General features: G+C 70.3%; 12 protein-coding genes and 1 pseudogene. 6 read left to right on the top strand and 7 right to left on the bottom strand.

The annotated features are described in order from the left end of the window. The 5 genes from ACFQ3T_RS05340 to ACFQ3T_RS05320 all read left to right on the top strand — a co-directional run. Positions 1-296, top strand: a 296-nt coding sequence (locus tag ACFQ3T_RS05340; RefSeq protein ID WP_380720456.1) for a hypothetical protein, incomplete at its 5' end; no start/stop codon positions are given. A gap of 214 nt (positions 297-510) precedes the next feature. Beyond that, a complete protein-coding gene (locus ACFQ3T_RS05335) occupies positions 511-1,746 on the top strand; it encodes a galactokinase (protein WP_380720454.1) in 1,236 nt (411 codons plus the stop codon). A 52-nt stretch (positions 1,747-1,798) separates the two neighbouring features. Next, positions 1,799-2,998, top strand: a complete 1,200-nt coding sequence (gene galK, locus ACFQ3T_RS05330) for a galactokinase (RefSeq protein WP_380720451.1) — start codon at positions 1,799-1,801, stop codon at positions 2,996-2,998. A gap of 49 nt (positions 2,999-3,047) precedes the next feature. Then, positions 3,048-4,046 carry a UDP-glucose 4-epimerase GalE gene (galE, locus tag ACFQ3T_RS05325; protein WP_380720449.1) on the top strand — a complete coding sequence of 333 codons (999 nt, stop codon included), beginning with the start codon at positions 3,048-3,050 and terminating at the stop codon, positions 4,044-4,046. A gap of 59 nt (positions 4,047-4,105) precedes the next feature. After that, a complete protein-coding gene (locus ACFQ3T_RS05320; RefSeq protein ID WP_380720446.1) occupies positions 4,106-6,931 on the top strand; it encodes an AAA family ATPase in 2,826 nt (941 codons plus the stop codon). Between the two features lie 69 nt (positions 6,932-7,000). Here ACFQ3T_RS05320 and ACFQ3T_RS05315 read toward each other — a convergent pair whose 3' ends face one another. Continuing rightward, positions 7,001-8,776, bottom strand: coding sequence for a S8 family serine peptidase (locus ACFQ3T_RS05315; protein ID WP_380720443.1), 1,776 nt, complete (start codon positions 8,774-8,776; stop codon positions 7,001-7,003). Positions 8,777-9,165: 389 nt separating this feature from the next. Here ACFQ3T_RS05315 and ACFQ3T_RS05310 point away from each other — a divergent pair, with 389 nt between their 5' ends. Beyond that, positions 9,166-9,486 carry a hypothetical protein gene (locus ACFQ3T_RS05310; protein WP_380720440.1) on the top strand — a complete coding sequence of 107 codons (321 nt, stop codon included), beginning with the start codon at positions 9,166-9,168 and terminating at the stop codon, positions 9,484-9,486. Here the strand turns inward: ACFQ3T_RS05310 and ACFQ3T_RS05305 are convergent. From ACFQ3T_RS05305 to ACFQ3T_RS05280, 6 genes and pseudogenes are all read right to left on the bottom strand, one after another. Next, positions 9,471-9,785, bottom strand: a complete 315-nt coding sequence (locus ACFQ3T_RS05305) for a glycoside hydrolase family 6 protein (RefSeq protein WP_380720461.1) — start codon at positions 9,783-9,785, stop codon at positions 9,471-9,473. The genes ACFQ3T_RS05310 and ACFQ3T_RS05305 overlap by 16 nt on opposite strands. A 116-nt stretch (positions 9,786-9,901) precedes the next feature. Then, positions 9,902-11,254 (bottom strand): annotated as a pseudogene (locus ACFQ3T_RS05300) (glycoside hydrolase family 6 protein); the annotation flags it as partial. A gap of 105 nt (positions 11,255-11,359) precedes the next feature. After that, positions 11,360-13,021: a glycosyl hydrolase gene (locus tag ACFQ3T_RS05295; protein ID WP_380720438.1), complete on the bottom strand. Its 1,662-nt coding sequence runs from the start codon at positions 13,019-13,021 to the stop codon at positions 11,360-11,362. A gap of 1,024 nt (positions 13,022-14,045) precedes the next feature. Further along, complete coding sequence (locus tag ACFQ3T_RS05290; protein ID WP_380720435.1) at positions 14,046-15,944, bottom strand: glycoside hydrolase family 127 protein; 1,899 nt, start codon at positions 15,942-15,944, stop codon at positions 14,046-14,048. Between the two features lie 38 nt (positions 15,945-15,982). Next, positions 15,983-16,819 (bottom strand): carbohydrate ABC transporter permease, encoded by an 837-nt coding sequence (locus ACFQ3T_RS05285; protein WP_380720432.1) that lies wholly within the window; start codon positions 16,817-16,819, stop codon positions 15,983-15,985. Beyond that, entirely contained in the window at positions 16,819-17,742 is a 924-nt protein-coding gene (locus ACFQ3T_RS05280; protein ID WP_380720429.1) for a carbohydrate ABC transporter permease, read from the bottom strand. The genes ACFQ3T_RS05285 and ACFQ3T_RS05280 overlap by 1 nt, the downstream gene beginning before the upstream one ends. Between the last annotated feature and the right edge of the window lies 1 nt (position 17,743).

Below are 17,743 nucleotides of genomic sequence, written 5' to 3'. Positions count from 1 at the left end.
CCTTCCTGTCGTTCTGGGTCAGCGAGGGGGCGCAGGAGCACTGGATGGAGCGGTCGGGTTACCCGTCGATCCGGCTCGACCAGAACTCCCTGCCGAGCAACCCGTTCGTGGCCGAGTTCGCCGACGACGCCCGGATCGCCCGGCCCCTGATGCCGGGCACGGTCGAGTTCGCCAAGATCCACGACGACGTGTTCGCCCAGGCGATCAGGGACATCGTCGCGGGGAAGGTCGACACCGCCGAGGGACTGGCCGCCGCCGCCCGCCGCATCGACGAGATCCTCACCGAGTCCCGATGAACGGCGATCGAACTCTCCCCGCCGCTCGTCACCACGTCGGTCACCTCGGTGAGTCGACCGTCACCTCGACCACGCCCCGGCCGGCCCTCTCTCCCCCCGGCCGGGGCCTTCCCCCCTCACCTCGACGACATGGCCCGACAGTGCAGCTGACAGTCGACCGGGTCCCCGGGTTCCGCTCCACCGGGGTTCGGTCCGTCCTCGTGGGAGAACGCACGTGAACGAGTGCCATCGGCATGTCCTGGCGAGGCCTCAGGACCATCGCGGCACGCGGGTCGGGCGGCGGTCGCGCCGCGACCTCGTCGACCGCGCCGCCGCGCTGTTCCGGCGGGAGCTGTCGCGGGAAGCCGACGTGGTGTGCTCGGCCCCGGGCCGGTTGAACCTCGTGGGTGAGCACACGGACTACAACGACGGGCTCGCCCTCGCCATCGCGCTGCCGCACCGCGCGGTGGTCGCCGCCGCGGCCCGTGACGACGGCCGGCTGACGGTCACCTCCGTCAACCTGCGCGGAGAGGTCCGGCGAAGCGGTGCCTTCCCCATCTCCGAGATCGCCGTCGGCGGTGTTCCCGACTGGGCGGTCGACGCCTGCGCGGTCGCGGGGGTGCTGCGCGAGCACGGCATGGCGGCCGGCGCGGATCTGGTCCTGGCCGGCGACGTGCCCGCGCGAGCCGGGCTGGCGTCCGACCGCGCCGCCGGGTGCGCCGTCGCGCTGGCCCTGCTGGAACTGGCCGGCGCGACGCAGCTCTCGGGCATCGTCGCCGAACTCGTCCGAAGGGCCGCGAACGAGTTCGGCGGCGTACCGGCTGGGGTTCTCGACCAGACCGCTTCGCTGGACTGCATCAGGGATCACGCGCTGTTCCTCGACGCCCGAAGCGGCACAGCCGAGCAGATCCCGTTCACCCTGGCGGGGCGTGGCCTGTCCCTCGTGGTGATCGACGTCCGCACCCGGGGCCATGTCCACCACTCGAGCAGTCGTGCCGCACGCCGTGTGGAATGCGCCCGTGCCGCTGCGGTGCTGGGTGTGCCGACCTTGCGCGACATCGGCATGGGTGATCTGTCCGACGCGTTGCGCCTCCTGCCCGCCGAGCTGCACGGCGTGGTCCGCCACGTGGTGACGGAGAACGACCGCGTCGTGATGGCGGGGACCGTCCTGCGCACCGGGTGCGTCGCCGATCTGGGGCCGTTGCTGACCACGTCGCACGCCAGCCTGCGTGACGACCACCGGGTGTCCGGTGCGGCGTTGGACCTCGCCGCCGGTTGCGCCGTCACCGCCGGCGCGATCGGCGCCCGCCTGACGGGCTCGGGCTTCGACGGGTCGGTTCTCGCACTCGTGCCCTCGCACCTGCTCCAAGACCTCGACGACGCACTGACCTGTGCGTTCGCCGGAAGGGGCCTGTCCCGACCACGACTGTTCACCGTGACGCCGTCCGACGGAGCGCGTCGGGATCGCTGACACCCGCTCCTCCGAAGTCCTCCCCCGTCCACCGACACGCTTGGAGAAGCCCATGCTCGATCCGTTGAGCAAGTACGAAGCCGGCGCCGATGCCACGAAGCCGTCGCGGCGCGCCTCCGCGGCGTTCACCCGGTTGCACGGTGCCGCGCCGAGCGGTGTCTGGTCTGCGCCCGGTCGGGTGAACCTGATCGGGGAGCACACGGACTACAACGACGGTTTCGTGCTGCCGTTCGCGTTGCCGCACCGGACCGCGGTGGCCGCGTCAGCGCGGGACGACGGTCTGCTGCGGGTGGCCACGCTGCACGACGGGGTGTTGGAGGAAGCCGACCCGGTGGCGGTGGCCGATCTTGAGCCGGGGGTGGTCGGTGGTTGGGCGGCGTATCCGGCGGGGGTGGCGTGGGTGCTGCGGGAGCAGGGCCTGACCGGTGGGGCGGACCTGGTGATCGCCGGTGACGTGCCGGCGGGCGCCGGGTTGTCGTCGTCGCACGCGTTGGAGTGCGCGGTGGCGTTGGCGCTGCTCGGCTTGGCGGATCGCGCCGTGGACGACCTGCCGCAGGTCGCCCGGTGGGTGCAGCGGGCGGAGAACGAGTTCGTCGGCGCTCCGACGGGCCTGCTGGACCAGACCGCGTCGCTGTGCTGCACCGAGGCGCACGTGCTGTTCTTGGACGTGCGGTCGTTCGAGTCGGAGCAGGTGCCGTTCGACGCCGCGGCGCACGGTCTGGAGGTGCTGGTCATCGACACGCGGGCCAGTCATTCGCACACCGATGGCGGCTATGGCGCACGGCGTGCGGGCTGTGAGAAGGCGGCGTCGGTGCTGGGGGTTGCCGCGTTGCGGGACGTGGACGTGAGCGGGTTGGACGCGGCGCTGGACCGGGTGCCGGAGGAGTCGCGGCCGTTGGTGCGGCACGTCGTGACGGAGAACGAGCGGGTGCTGGCGGCGGTGGGGTTGCTGCGCGGCGGTCGGTTGGCGGAGCTCGGGCCGCTGCTGGACGCGTCGCACGCGTCGTTGCGCGACGACTACCGGGTGTCCGCGCCGGAGCTGGACGTGGCGGTGGACGCGGCGAAGGCGGCGGGCGCGTTGGGTGCGCGGATGGTGGGTGGCGGTTTCGGCGGGTCGGCGATCGCTCTGGTGCCCGTGCAGCGGCACGACGAGGTGGTGCGGCAGGTGCTCGCCGCGTTCGCCGAGCGCGGCTGGGCCACGCCCAGGACGTTCACGGCGGTGCCCTCGGCGGGCGCCGGCCGGGATGAGTGATCGATGAGTGCCAACCGATCGGTGATCCTGACGAAGGCGGGTTCATAAGATGAGGTTGCTCGTCACGGGCGGCGCCGGGTACGTGGGCAGCGTGTGCGCGGCCAGGTTGGTGGAGTCGGGGCACGAGGTGGTCGTGCTGGACGACCTGTCCACCGGGCACGCGGACGCGGTGCCCGACGGCGCGCGGCTGGTCGAGGCGGGCATCGACGACGCGATCGGCGGCGTGCTCGCCGAGGGCGTGGGCGGCGCGGGCTTCGACGGCGTGCTGCACTTCGCGGCCAAGTCGCTGGTCGGCGAGTCCATGCAGGACCCGGCGAAGTACTGGCAGGGCAACGTGGTGACGTCGCTGCGTCTGCTGGACGCCATGCGCGAGCACGGCACGCCCCGGCTCGTGTTCTCCTCCACCGCCGCCACCTACGGCGAACCGGAGCGGGTGCCGATCGCGGAGACCGCGCCGACGCGACCCACCAACACCTACGGCGCGACCAAGCTCGCGATCGACCACGCCATCACCTCCTACGCGGCCGCGCACGGCCTGGCCGCCGTGTCGCTGCGGTACTTCAACGTGGCCGGCGCCTACGGGCGGTTCGGCGAGCGGCACGGCGTGGAGACCCACCTGATCCCGATCGTGCTGCAGGTCGCGTCCGGTCGGCGCGAGCGGGTGCAGGTCTACGGCGACGACTGGCCCACCCAGGACGGCACGTGCGTCCGCGACTACATCCACGTCGTGGACCTGGCCGACGCGCACCTGCGGGCGCTGGAGCACGCGGCCGCGGGCGAGCACCGCATCTACAACCTGGGCAACGGCTTGGGCTTCTCGGTGAAGCAAGTCATCGACGCCTGCCGCGAGGTGACCGGCCACCCGATCCCCGCCGACGTCGCCCCGCGCCGGGCCGGCGACCCGGCCGTGCTCGTGGCCGGAAGCGAGAAGGCCCGCACCGAACTGGGCTGGAAGCCCGAGCGGGTCGACCTGACCGGCATCGTGCGCGACGCCTGGAACTTCACCACCGACCGGGACGAGGAAACCAGAGCGGGGCGTGTGTGGTGATGGGTCGGAGCGATGTGTCTTCGGGGTGGCACAGTCGTTGGTACCGGACCAGCTCGCCCGTGCTCATCGGGCGGGGCGAGCAGTTGGCCGCGTTGCGTGAGGTCGTCGTGCGCCGTCCCTCGGTCGTCCTGCTGGAGGGCGAGGCGGGAGTGGGCAAGAGCAGGTTGGTGTCCGAACTGCTGGCCGGGGACCTGGGTGCGGTGTTGCCGTTGGCCGGCTACTGCCGGCAGGTCGGCGAGCCGTTCTCCTACGGTGCGCTGTTGGAGGCACTGCGGGGCATTGGGCCGAGACTGGCTCCGCAGCGGGATCTGAACCCGGTGATCGGCGCGTTGGCTCCGCTGCTGCCCGAGATCGCCGCCGAGCTGCCCGCCCCGTTGCCGCCGATCGGTGACCCCCGGGCCGAGCGGCACCGGCTGTTCCGCGCGGTGCGGGAACTCCTGGCCGCGCTCGGCCCGGTGCTGCTCGTCATCGAAGACCTGCACTGGTCCGACGACGGCACGCGTCAACTGCTGCGCTTCCTGGCCGGTGAGCCGCCGGCCACCCTCAGCATGGTCCTCACCTACCGGCGCGAAGATCTGCACGGTGGCAGTCCGTTGGGCGCGGAGTTCCGATCCGCTGCGGGCGGATTGCTGGCGGTGCTGGAGATCGAACCGCTCGACGTCGACGGCGTGCGCGGGCTGACCGAGGCCATCCTCGGCGCGAAGAGGGTGTCGGCGGAGTTCGCGGCCCTGCTGCACGAGCGGACCGCCGGCATCCCGTTCGTCGTCGAGGAGACCCTGCGCGCCCTGCGCGACCCTGAAGGCGCGGTGCACGCGGGCAGCGCACGTGCCCAGCGGCTGCTCGACGCGGTCAAGGTCCCGGTGTTGCTGCGCGACGCGATGGCCGACCGCCTGGCCACCCTGCCCGCCGCCGCGGTCCGCCTGATCGAGGCGGCCGCGGTGCTCGGCACCCCCTCACCCGCCGACTTGCTCGGCGAGGTCGGTGATGTCCCGGAGGACCAGGTACGGGCGGCACTCACGCACGCCGTGGACGGGCACGTCCTGCACGAGGTGGAGGGGTTGAGGTACGGGTTCCGGCACATGCTGGCCCGTCAGGCCGTCTACGACACGATCAGCGCTCCGGAGCGCGCCGCGTTGCACGGCCGTGCCGTCGACGCGTTGCAGCGCGTCGAACCCAAGCCGTTGGTGCAGTTGGCGGAGCACAGCGAGCGGGCGGGCCGGACAGCGGACTGGTTGGCCTACGGGGAGGCCGCGGCCGACCGGGCCACCGATTCCCGTGACGCAGCGACCGCGACCACGCTGCTGCAACGGTTGCTGGCCGCGCCGGTGCTGCCCGCCGACGTGGTCGACCGACTGGCGATCAAGCTCGGACGCGTCGCCAACACCGGCTTGGACCAGCACGACGCGACCGCGACGCTGGAACGCCTGCTGACCGACCCCCGCCTGAGTGCGTCGGCGCGCGGTGAGGTGCGCATGCACCGGGCTTTCCTGCTGCTCCGCCGGATCGGCCACATCCAGGAGGGCAGGGCCGAACTCGAACGCGCGATCGACGAGTTGGAGAGCAGGCCCGACCTCGCCGCCCGCGCCGCCGCGGCGCTCGCCATCCCGTCCAACGGCACCGTCCTTCCGGACGTGTTCCGCCGGTGGCGGGATTTCGCCAGGGCACACCGGGAGACCTCGACGGGCCAGCTGCGGATCTACCTGCTGGCCAGCGAAGTCCCGTCCGCTCTGTACCACGGACGCCTGGCCTGGCTGGACGAGGTGCCGGAGCACGTGGACGACCCCGGCGACCGGCCGCACCTGGCACGGCTGAAGTGCAACGTCGCCGATGCCTGCGTCTGGCTCGGAAACCTCGACGTGGGTGCCCGCTTCCTGCGCGACGGACTGCGGTTGGCGCACGAGAGCAACGCGGCCTTCTTGGTCAGCACCGGCCGGACCACCGAGGCGCGGCTCGACTGGATCACCGGTCGGTGGGAAGGCCTGGCGGAACGGGCGACCGGGTTGCTCGAGGAGTACCGCGACGTGACCAGCATGACGAGCGAGCTGGAGCTGGTGCTCGGCTGGCTCGCCGCGGCCCGTGGGGACTGGACGGCGGCGGACGAGCACTTCGGTCGGACCGGGGCCCACGACCCGGACGATGCGATCGTTCCCGTGGCGATCAGCGGGATCGCAGGACTGGCCTCGATCCTGCTGGAACGCGAGAAGGCAGCCGAGGCGGCGGCAGCGGTCGACCGCGGGCTGACCGCCGTGCGCAAGACGGACATCTGGCCCTGGATCGGCTTGCTGACCCCGGTCGCGGTCACCGCCTACTCGGCCACTGGACGGACCGCGGCGGCGGAGCGGCTGGTCGATGAGGTCTCCGAAGGCATCGCCGACCGTGACGCGCCCGCCGTGCTCGCAGCGCTCGCGGAGAGCAGGGGCATGCTGGCCGAGGCCCGCGGTGAACCCGTGGACGCCGTCGGGCACTTCAGGGAGGCCGCCGCGCGCTACGAGGCGGTGCCGGCGCCGTACTTCGCCGCCATCGCCCGGCACCACGAGGCGACCGTCGTGTTGCCGTCCGACCCGGAGAAGGCCGTAGAGCTGCTGACCGAGGTGGCGGGGACCTTCGAGGCGCTCGGCGCGGCGAAGGACGCCGCACGCTGCCGCCACGCCCTGCACACTCTCGGCAGCGCGAAACCGGCTCGACGGGGACGACGGGGCTACGGCAGAGACCTCTCCCCCCGAGAGCTCCAGATCGCCCGCATGGTCGCCGACGGGCAGACCAACCGTGAGATCGCCGAGAAGCTGGTCCTGTCCCCTCGGACGGTCGAGCAGCACGTGGCTCGGCTGTTCCGCAAGCTCGGCATCAACTCGCGCGCCGAACTGCACCTCGACCGCCTCCGCTGACGTCGTAGCGCGAGCGAGCGGCGCTGCCGGGTGACTACCGGAAGCGCCGCTCGACACCGGGACCTACCTCTAGAACATCACCGGGATGCACCAGGTCGGGAAGTTCGAGGACGGGGCGCCATGGCACCGGATCTGCTTGCTGACGGTGCTCTTCTGGTCGAAGCTGTCCGTCACGGTGAGTTTGGCGGTGAAGGTGACCGCCTGCGCCGTGGTCGAGTACGTGTGGCTCGCCTTGACGCCGGTGGCGGTCTTGCCGTCACCGAAGTCCCAGGTGTGGGAGACGATGTCGTCGTTGGGGTCGCTCGATGCGCTGCCGTCGAAGGAGCACACGTCCCTCTGGCAGGACACGCTGAACGCCGCCCTCGGCGGCTGCGGACCCGCGACAGCCCGCCTCGACGTGGTGGCGGTCTTGCCGCTGTTGTCGGTCACCGTCAGCTTCACGGTGTAGGTGCCGTTCCTGCCGTACTTGTGGGACGGCTTGACGCCGCTGCCGGTCGTGCCGTCACCGAAGTCCCAGCCGTAGGAGGAGATCGTGCCGTCCGGGTCCGACGAGCCCGACGCGTCGAACGTGCAGTCCGGCGTCGTCGACGAGCAGTTCGCGACGAAGGAGGCCTTTGGCGCACCGGGGTCACGGGCGCCGAGGTCGTCGACGTAGAGCAGCCGGTTCGGCGAGTCCATCGGGTCGGAGATCTTGTTGACCGTCGCCGTGTCGAGCACAAGCGCGTTGGCGTCGGCCACCGAGAGGTCCGGGTCGGCGGCCAGCACCAACGCCAAGGCGCCGGCCACGTGCGGCGTGGCCATCGACGTGCCGTTCCACGCGGCGGTCTTGCCGTCCTGGGTGGTGGAGGTGATTGAGCTGCCCGGCGCGAACAGCTCGACGCACTCGCCCCAGTTGGACGACGACGTGGCCGAGCCCCACACGCTGCGGCGGTCCTCGCTGTCCGACGCGGCGACGGTCAGCACGCCCGGCGCGGCCGCCGGGCTGACCTCACAGGCGTCCTTGCCGGCGTTGCCCGCCGCGACGGCCCACGCGACGCCCGCGGCGACCGAGTTGGCCACGGCTTCGTCGACCGCGTCGCTCTGAGCGCCGCCGAGGCTCATGTTGCCCACCGCGGCCTCCGGGGCGTTCTCGGTCACCCAGTCGATGCCCGCGATCACCTGGGCGAACGAGCCACTGCCGGCGCAGTTCAGCACCCGGACCGCGACCATGTCCACGTTCTTCGCGATGCCGTAGGTCTTGCTGCCGATCGTGCCGGCCACGTGGGTGCCGTGACCGTGGCAGTCACCCGCGTCGCTGTCGTCGTCGATGAAGTCGTAGCCGCTGACGGCCCGACCCTCCAGGTCGGGGTGGTCGAAGGCGATACCCGTGTCGACGACGTAAGCGGTGACGCCGGAAGCGTCGTTCGGCGCCGCGTAGCTGTCGTCCAACGGCAGATCACGCTGGTCGACGCGGTCCAAGCCCCACGTCTCCGACGTGCGCACCACACCGTTCCGCTCCACGTAGCGCACCGCCGGATCCGCGGCGAGCCGCTTCGCCTGCCGCTCACCCATCCGCACCGAAAAGCCACGTAACGCAGCCGAATACACGTGCGCGACCTCGCCACCGTACCGCCCGGCCAGGTCCGTCGCCTGCGCCGAGACCGCCGCCTGAACGCTCGCCGTCGCCGACGGCGCGCCGGCCAAGGCCACGATGTAGCTGCCTTCGACGGCGTCCTGGACACCCGCGCCCAGGATCCGGCCCTCGGCCGCCTGCGCGACGCTGACAACGCTCAACGTCAACGCGACGGACGCGAGCCCGGCGCACAGGCCGGCCCTGAGCGTCCCTCGCCCTTGTGATGTGGACATGCTTGATCGAACTCCTAGTCGTAGCAGGGAACGACATCAATCGGCTCCGTCGCGGCAGGGTGTGCCCTCGACGGCTTCGTGCGGGAGCCCGACGATGCTTCAGGCATCACACGCGGTCCAGTGCAGCGCCACGCCGTCAGCCGGTCGCCGGCCGGCGACACCCCCACGTCGGGGACGTCGCCGACAAACCGAGAATCACGGGCGCACGCCGAGCGAACAATCAGTAAAAGAGTTCGTGCGTATACGCAATTATTGTTTCGATAACCCAGTTGGCCGATCAAGTCGGGCACCGGATATCCGAACGGCCGACAAAACAGATCCCGTCGCCGGTGTTCCATTTGTCCACAGCTGGTTCACGGCGGTGAGGCAGGCGCACCGGCTCCGACATCGTGCTCTCGTTCGACGTGGAGGTCCCGAAAGCGGGCGCGTCCGACCCCGAACTCGGCTCGACCCGCGGTGACGCGATCATCGACAAGATCGACCTCACCCTGGTCGAGCTGACCCTCGACGAGCAGGCGGAACGGACCGGCCGGTACGTGGTCGTCATCCGCTACGCCAACGCCCACCACCCGGCGGCGGAGCGCTCATCTCCGATACGGGCGCGTGCACGCACCGACACCCCGTGGGCGGCGTCGGGTGGACGCTGCCCACGGGGTGCGGGAATCATTCGGTTGTGGTGCCGGTCAGCTGATGGTCACAGCGCCGGGTAGGCGTTGCGCATCAGCTCCTGGAACTGGGCCGAGAACCAATGGCCCGACAGCGGGGCGTCGGGCAGCGCGCCCGACATGTTGTTGCCGTTGCGCGGGTTGCCGGTGTAGGTCGGGTCGCACATGCGGTCGAAGCCCTTGCCCTCGTCGTTCGGGATCTCGGTGCTGGAGCCGTCCGACTCGCCCGGCGGCTTGATCCAGACGTAGGCGTCGATGTTCGGCTTCGGCGCCGCCTTCGGCCGCTCACCGAGACCCGCGCCGGACTGGTTGCACCAGTTGCCCTTCTGGAAGCGGCGGTCGATGCGCGACTCGTTGACGTAGGTCGTCGGGTCGCGGTCGACTTGGCGGTGGGCCGGTTCGGGCCGCCCCAGCCGTTGCGCGAGGTGTCGATCAGCATGCCGATGTTGCTGTCGAAGCCCTGCTTGACGAGCTCGGCGCGGAACGCCGTGGCGAAGCCCAGCTCACCGTTGAAGTCGTTCCAGTCGACCCACTTCGACGCCTCCTTCACCGGACGGCCGCCGACCACGTCGTCCACCGTCCAGTACGGCTCCTCCAGCGGCGAGTAGTTCGCCGTGTTGGTGATGAAGCCGTGAACCTTGTCCTTGGTGGCGTTGTTCTTGCCCAGCAGCGTGGCGAACAGCTTCGCCGAGGCGAAGAAGTTGTCGTACTGCGGGTCGGTGTCGCCCCACCCGATCCAGCCGTGGTGCGCGGCGTCGATGTAGTTGTAGACGTTGGAGATCGCGCCCAGCTTGCCCAGCGCGTACGAGACGCCCTCGATGTAGTTGCCGTTGGCCTTCATCGTGTCGCAGTTCGGCGTCGCCGTGACGCGCGGCGAGACGTTGGTGACCAGGTTCGGCAGCGAGTCGATCTCGATGACCGTGACGACGCGCAGCTTGGAGTACGCCGGACGGGCCACGATCTCGGCGATCTTGTCGATGTACTCGGTCTTGTAGCGACCGATCTCGTCCGCCTTCAGCTCACCGTTCGAGGCCAGCGCGGCGCAGTCGCGGCCGGGCAGGTTGTAGACCACCAGCTGGAAGACCAGCTGACCGTCCGAACGCGCGGCGCGCTGCTTCTCGGCCTCGTCGAGGTGGTCGGCCAGGCCCATGCTGCCGGTGGTCGGCGAGCCGTTGCCGGTGATCGCGCTGATCCGGTCCATCCACACGCCCGTCGGCTGGTTCGCGATCCGCGAACCACCCGGCTCGGCGGCCGCCAGACGCGACCACTGCGGGTTCACGTACACCCCCGCGCCCACATAGGGGTTGTCGACCTTCGAACCACCTGGGTTGGTCGTCGTGGTGGTCGTAGTAAGCGTGGTCGTGGTCGTGGTGTCGACCGACCCCGTGCACACCGTGCCGTTCAGCTTGAACTGCGTGGGCACCGGGTTGGACCCGGTCCACGTGCCGTTGAAGCCGGGCGTCACCGACGCGCCGGTGCCCAGGTTCGCGCTCCACGAGGGGTTGCGCACGGTCACATGGCTGCCGGACTGGGAGAACGTGCCGTTCCAACCCTCCCTGATCGTCTGACCGGCGGTGAAGTCCCACTCCAACGTCCAACCGCCGGAGATGGCGTCACCGAGGTTGGTGACCGTGACGTCGGCGCCGAAGCCTCCTTGCCACTGGTCCTTGATCTGGTACGACACCCGGCAACCCGCGGCGGCACTGGCGGTGCCCGTCGAAGCCACCACCCCGGCGACGGACAACGCCGCCACCGAGGTCACCGCCAATCCCGCGGCCCATTTCCGGGAACGGACTAACGTGCGCAGAATCATGCGTTTCTCCTTGCGAGTGACCCACCGTCCTGGGAGCGCTCCCAGCGGTGGGCATGGACATCGGTGTCCAAGTTCTTGAGTCGTTTCCGCCGCTGCCGGAACGGCTCAGGCGGTGGTGCAGGTCGGCGTGGTCGCCGACGGTATGCCGCTGCCGATGAAGCCGAACGAGACGCTCTCACCGGGGTTGATCGCGCCGTTCCACGACGCGTTCTTCGCCGTCACGGTCGAGCCGGAGGTGGACAGCTCGGTGTTCCAGGCGTTCTGGATGCCCTGGCCCGCGGCAAGCGCCCAGGTGACCCGCCAGCCGGTGATCGCCGTGGTCTTCTGGTTCTTGACGGTGACCTCGGCCTGGTACCCGCCGGGCCACTGGTTGCTCACGCGGATGGTGGCGGCGCAACCGCCCGCGGGTTCCGGCTGGTTGCCCGGGTCACCCTTGAAATCGGGCAGCTCGTCCAGCGTGATGACGTTGGCGTGGTGGTAGACGCGCTGGACGAAGTCGCGCGGGTTGGTCACGCCGTCCTGGATGAAGTTGCCGGACCAGGTGACGAACCAGGACCAGCGGGCCTCGTAGGCGCGCACCAGGTCGGGGTCGGGGATGGAGCCGACCTCGCCGAGCGCGACCAGCTTCCTGTCTCCGCCCAGCTGCACCAGCCGGTCGTACTGGCCCACCAGCGCGCTGTGGTCGCCCTGCGGCAGGTAGACGTCCGCGCTCACCACGTCGACCACGTCGTCACCGGGGTACCAGTCCGGCGAGATCGAGTTCCACACCCAGATCAGGTTGTGCAACCCGTGGTGGTTCACCAGCCGGTCGTACATGATCCGCCACAACTGCTTGGCGGGACCCGCTCCCTTGGCGCCCCACCAGAACCAGCCGCCCTCGGCCTCGTGCAACGGCCGCCACAGCACCGGCACCTTGGCATCCGCCAGCCGCTCGAGCTGCACCGCGATCGCGTCCATGTCCCGGATCAGCAACTGGTAGTCGGTCGAGGACGTGTCGGCCAGTGCCGCGGCCACGTCGAACGTCGTCGCGTCGGTGTAGAAGCCGCGCCACCACTCCTTGCCCGGCTGGTCGATCAGACCCGACGGCGCGTTCCAGTGCCAGGCCAGGGTGACGATCCCGCCACGGGCGTCATAGGCCAGGGCGTGGTCGACGTCCCGGCCGGTCGTGCCGCGCTCGACCCGGCTCGGCGAGTAGTCCATCAGGTCGTAGCCACCCACCGCGGGCGCCTTGCCGATGTTCTGCTCGACCCAGTCGATGCTGCCCTGGTCCTGCTGACCGGACAGGATGTTCCTGCCGTAGTTGTCCGTCAGGTACCGCATCAGTCCCTTGGCCTCGGCGGTCGCGGCCGGGTCGGTCAACGCGCCGGTCACCTGGTGCGGCGGCCGCGGCGCGCTGGGCGTCACCTTGATCGCGTCGATCAGGTACCAACCCCAGTTGTTGGTGATGGTGATCGTGTTGTCACCCGGCCGCAACAGCGCTTTGCCCGCCGGGATCGTGGCGAACGTCGAGACCGCCGGGAACGACACGTCACCCAGACCGCTGCCGTTCAGCGACAACGACGCCGTCTTCGCGCCATACGGCGTGGCGTAACGGATCGTCAGGTCGTGCAGGCCGCCTGGGCTGTCCGGGATGGTGATGGTGACGTTGTCCGTCGACTGGTCGAACCCGGCCACGTAACCCGTGCCCGAGTAACCATCCAGCCTCGACTCGACCACGGTCCCGTTCAGGACACCCGTCTCGGCCTCGAGCCACGTGTCCGCTGCCACGGCCGGCGGTGGTGGTGCCAAGGCCGCCAAGAGCAGCGCGGCCACGAATACAGGGCGCACGTCAGTAATCCCTTCACATCATTGGTCAGGGCTGATCGCGAGCTGGCAACGCCCCCAGGCCCGGATTCCGTTGGCCTGGGAGCGCTCCCAGTATTCCCATCGGCGAAGTAACCCCTTAACTGCGGGAGGCGCGGCACAGGGCGGTCACTACCGATCGCGAGTTCACAGCGGAACCCGAACGGAAGCTTAGCAACGAAGCTTTTAAGGTGAAACCCGCAAAATAGCCGCACACCGATTCTACGACTATTACTGGAGTAGCGCCTGACTGACGCTGGAGCGATTAGGTATACGCAATGTGCGCTTTGCCCTTGAGCTGACCGTCAGGCCGTCGACGCTCGCACGAGCGGGCACATCTGCCACCCTGTTCGACACCGTCCCCGCCGATTCGGGCATCTGGAACCAGCACCACCTGCTCCACGCGCTGCGCGAGCACGGGCACTTCCCACCAACGCCCGACCGCTACAAGCACTGCCACAGCCGGCCACCGATCAACCAGCCGTCACCCACCTCGACATCCGCCGACGACCGCGACTGGGCGGCATCCTCGGCGAGTACACCACGCCGCCAACCTGCACAGACGTCATTCTCGGCAAGCACAGGGCGGGTTGGCGTGCCCGCGGGCGCACCAGCCGACGACGTACCCCGCGCTGAACGCGGCGTCGAACGACGGGGCGGGCCGGCCAGCACTTGAACGGCTCGGTCCCCGCCCCACCATCGTGCGGTGGGGCGGGGACCGGGCCTGTGTTCAGTTGGGCTGGATGTAGTCCAGTTCGGCGTATCCGGCGCCACTGTCGAAGCAGGGCGAGCTCTTCGCCAGGCGGATCACGTTGTAGGCCAAGCCCTGGTGGCCGCCGCCCCAGTGCCGTTCGCGTAGCCAACGGTCATGGGGTAGCTGCGGCCCGTGGGCACGTTGACGGGCACCGTGCACCTAGTTGTTCGGGGGGATGGGAGAGGACGTGTTGCGTCATCCGGTGGTGGGCACCCAGACCCGCATCGGTCCAGGCGTCCGGTTGCCCCACAGGAAGTAGGGGATGGCGGCGAAGGTGACCGGCGTGGAGTCGGTCGCCGGGGCGTCGGCGGTGTAGAGCTCGTCGGTCGCAGGTGGTTCGACCGTGCCGCGGACGGTCAGCGCCTGCGGAATGCCTGGCACACCGGTGACCGCGGCACTGCCGGGGTCGATCCGGACATCCTCGAGCACGACGCCGGCGGGCAGGTCGTTCTGTTCGACGCAGTAGACGAGAGGGCCGCGGGTCAGGGCGACGCAGCCGCGGACGGCGTCGACGCGGGGGTGCGGTCGCACCACGCGCACGGGCATGTCCAGGTCGAGCGCGACGATCGCGCCGGTCGACCAGTCGCGCCGCAGCCTCAGGTAGCCGTCCTCGGGCTCGGCGTCGACCGGCGTCCCGTCGACGCTGACGCGGGCCGAGGTGCACCAGCCGGGTACGCGCAGGGACAGCGTGAGCGGTGCGGAGGCGGTGACGGTCAGCTCGACGCGTCCGTGCCAGGGGTAGTCGGTGCGGGTGGTGATCTCCACGGCGGTGCCGTCGACCTCGGTGCGGATCGTGCCGGCGGAGTACAGGTGGACCTGCACGCCGTCGTGGTCGGTCGTGGTGGTGTAACCGTGCAGCGACGCGACGAGTCGGGCGAGGTTGGGCGGGCAGCAGGCGCACGTGTACCAGGGCAGGCGCTGAGACGGCGCGTCCTCGTCCGAGCCGTCGTGGCCGGTGCGCAGGTGCAGCGGGTTGGAGTAGAAGAAGCGCGTGCCGTCGAGCGAGGTGGAGCCCGCGACCGCGTTGTACAGCGCGCGTTCCAGCTCGTCGGCGTAGCGCGCTTCGCCGGTGGCCAGCAGCATCCGCCAGTTCCACTGCACGGAGGCGATGGCGGCGCAGGTCTCGGCGTAGGCGCGGTCGGCCGGCAGCTCGTAGGGGTCGCCGAACGCCTCGTCGCGGTGGCGGGAGCCGTGGGCGCCGGTGATGTAGGTCTTGCTGCCGAACGCGTCGTCCCACAGCCGCCGTACCGCGGCCAGCAGTTCGTCGTCGTGGGTCTCCACCGCGACGTCAACGACGCCGGCGAGCAGGTACAGCTGGCGCACGGCGTGCCCGGCGACCTCGTCCGCCTCGCGGACCGGCACGTGGTCCTGGAGGTAGGCGGGGCCGAACCGCTCGTCGTTGAGCAGCCCGCGACCGCGGAGGTCGATCATGCGGCGGGCGAGGTCGAGGTAGGGGCGGTGCCCGGTGACCCGGTACAGCTCCACCAGGGCCGTTTCGACCTCGGGGTGCCCGTCCAGGCCGTCGGGGCCGTCGGCCGCGCCGAACCGCTCGACGAGCAAGTCCGCGAAGCGACGGGCGACCGCGAGCAGTTCCGACGCCACGCCCGCGCGCGCGGCGGCCACGGCGGCCTGGAACAGGTGGCCCGCCACGTACAGCTCGTGGCTGCGGTGCAGGTCCTGCCACCGCCTGCCGGGTTCGACCACCGTGTAGTAGGAGTTGAGGTAGCCGTCCTCGCCCTGGGCCTTGGCGAGCAGGGCCGCGGTCGAGTCGAGGAACGCGGCCGCTCCGGCGTCGTCGGGGTGGCCGGCCAGGTGCCAGGCGGCGGCTTCCAAGGTCTTGTGGAGGTCGGAGTCGGCGAACCACATGTTGCGGAACTCGCCGGACTTCTCGCCGGTGATCAAGCGGAGGTTGTCCAGGGCGCCGGCGGCTTCCAGCTGGTCGACGCAGTGCGGCAGCGTGCGGGTGGCGTTGCGGTGCTGCCACTGCGCGAACAGGCTGTCCGGCTCGAAGGTGACGTGGTCCAGCGCTACCGGTCGCAGCGCGGACTTGGCCGCCGCGGTGGGTCGCACGGGGCCGTGGTGCAGGTCGGTCATGGGGATTCCTTGTCAGCCCTTGGGGTCAGCCCTTGGGGTCAGCCCTTGAGGGCGCCGGAGGTGAAACCGCGTACGTAGTGCCGTTGCAGCAGGAGGAAGACGACGACGCAGGGGATGGCGGAGGTGACCACGCCCGCTTGGAGGGCCTCGAAGTCGACGGAACCCAGGCTGCCGGACTGGAGGTTGAACAGCGCGACGGGCAGGGTGAACTTCGAGCCGTCGGTGAGGAAGATCAGCGGTGCGACGAACTCGTTCCAGGCAGCCAGGAACGAGAACAGGCCCACGGTGACGATGCCCGGCAGGACGCCGCGCAGCAGGACCCGCCACAGCGCGCCGCCGATGGTGCAGCCGTCGATCAGCGCCGCCTCTTCCAGCTCGCGTGGCAGCGCCTCGAAGGAGCTGCGCATCATGAACAGCCCGAACGGGAGCTGGAACACCGCCAGCACCAGGCCGAGGCCGATCAGCGAGTTCTGCAGGCCGATCCAGCCGAGCAGGATGTAGAGCGGCACGAGGATGGTGGTGTAGGGCACCATCAAGATCGCCAGGGTGACGACGAAGAGCAGGTTGTGGCCGGGGAAGCGCAGCCGTGCCAGCGCGTACCCGCCCAGCGTGGTGGTCACGACGGTGACCGCGACGGCCACCACCGAGACGACGACGGTGTTGAACAGGTAGGTGCCCAGTCCGCTGCCGTAGTCGGCGAGCCGTTCGTAGTTGCCGAGCCCCCAGCCCTCGCCGTCGTCGGTGGCCCGCCTGCTGTCGACCGACGCGTAGAGCGTCCACAGCATCGGCAGCAGGAAGAGCACGGCCAGGGCGGCTCCGGTGACGTGGAACCCGGTGGTGCGCACGTGGGTCATCGCGTTCGTCCGCTCCGCCATCACCGACCTCCTCTGCGCAACAGGGCCAGCTGCGCGCCGTTGACGACGAGCAGGACGGCCAGGATGGCGACGGACACGGCGGCCGCCGCACCCAGGTCCTGGGACAGGAACGCCTCGCGGTACACGCTGATGACCACGGTGGCGGTCTCGTGCCGGCCGCCGGTGAGGATGAAGAACTGGTCGAACGCCAGCAGCGAGCCGGTCACCGACAGCACCATCATCAGCGCCAGCGTCGGCCGCAGCAGCGGCAGCGTGACCCGCCACATCGTCTGCCACCGGGTCGCGCCGTCCGCGCGGGCCGCCTCGTAGAGCACCGGGTCGATGCTCTGCAGGCCGGTCATCAGGATCAGCATGTAGAAACCGGCGAACCGCCAGGTGATCATGCCCACCGTCGAGTACAGGGCGTTGTCCGTGGTGCCCAGCCAGTCCACCGGGCCCAGTCCCAGCCACCGCACCACGTCGTTCAGCGGTGACGCCTCGGTGTTGAACAGGCCGTAGAACAACAGGCTCGCCGAGGCCAGGCCGACCGCACTGGGCAGGAAGATCGCCGTGCGGTAGAGCCCGACACCGGGCCGGCTCTCCTGCACCAGCAGCGCCAGCCCGAACGCCACCAGGCCCACCACCACCGTGGTGACCGCCGTGTACTTCAGCGTGAAACCGATGGCCCGCAGGAACAGGGGGTCGCTCAGCGCGCTGTAGTTCTCCACCCCGTTGGGGTACGACGCCCCCAGCAGTGGCCAGCGGTTGAACGACATCCACACCATCAGCACCAGCGGCACGACGAACAGCACCGCCACCAGCACCACCATCGGGCTCGCGTACAGCGCCCCGAGCCGACGCCTGGTGCGGCTCAACGACGCCCGGGAGCGCCGGGGCGCAGGCCGGACCTGCGCCCCGGGACGGATGTCGGACAGCGTGGCCATC

The organism is Saccharothrix hoggarensis, from assembly GCF_042678885.1.
Lineage (GTDB): Bacteria > Actinomycetota > Actinomycetes > Mycobacteriales > Pseudonocardiaceae > Actinosynnema > Actinosynnema hoggarensis.
The sequence above is the reverse complement of the archived record's forward strand: the minus strand, read 5'-3'. Positions and strand labels throughout refer to the sequence as shown.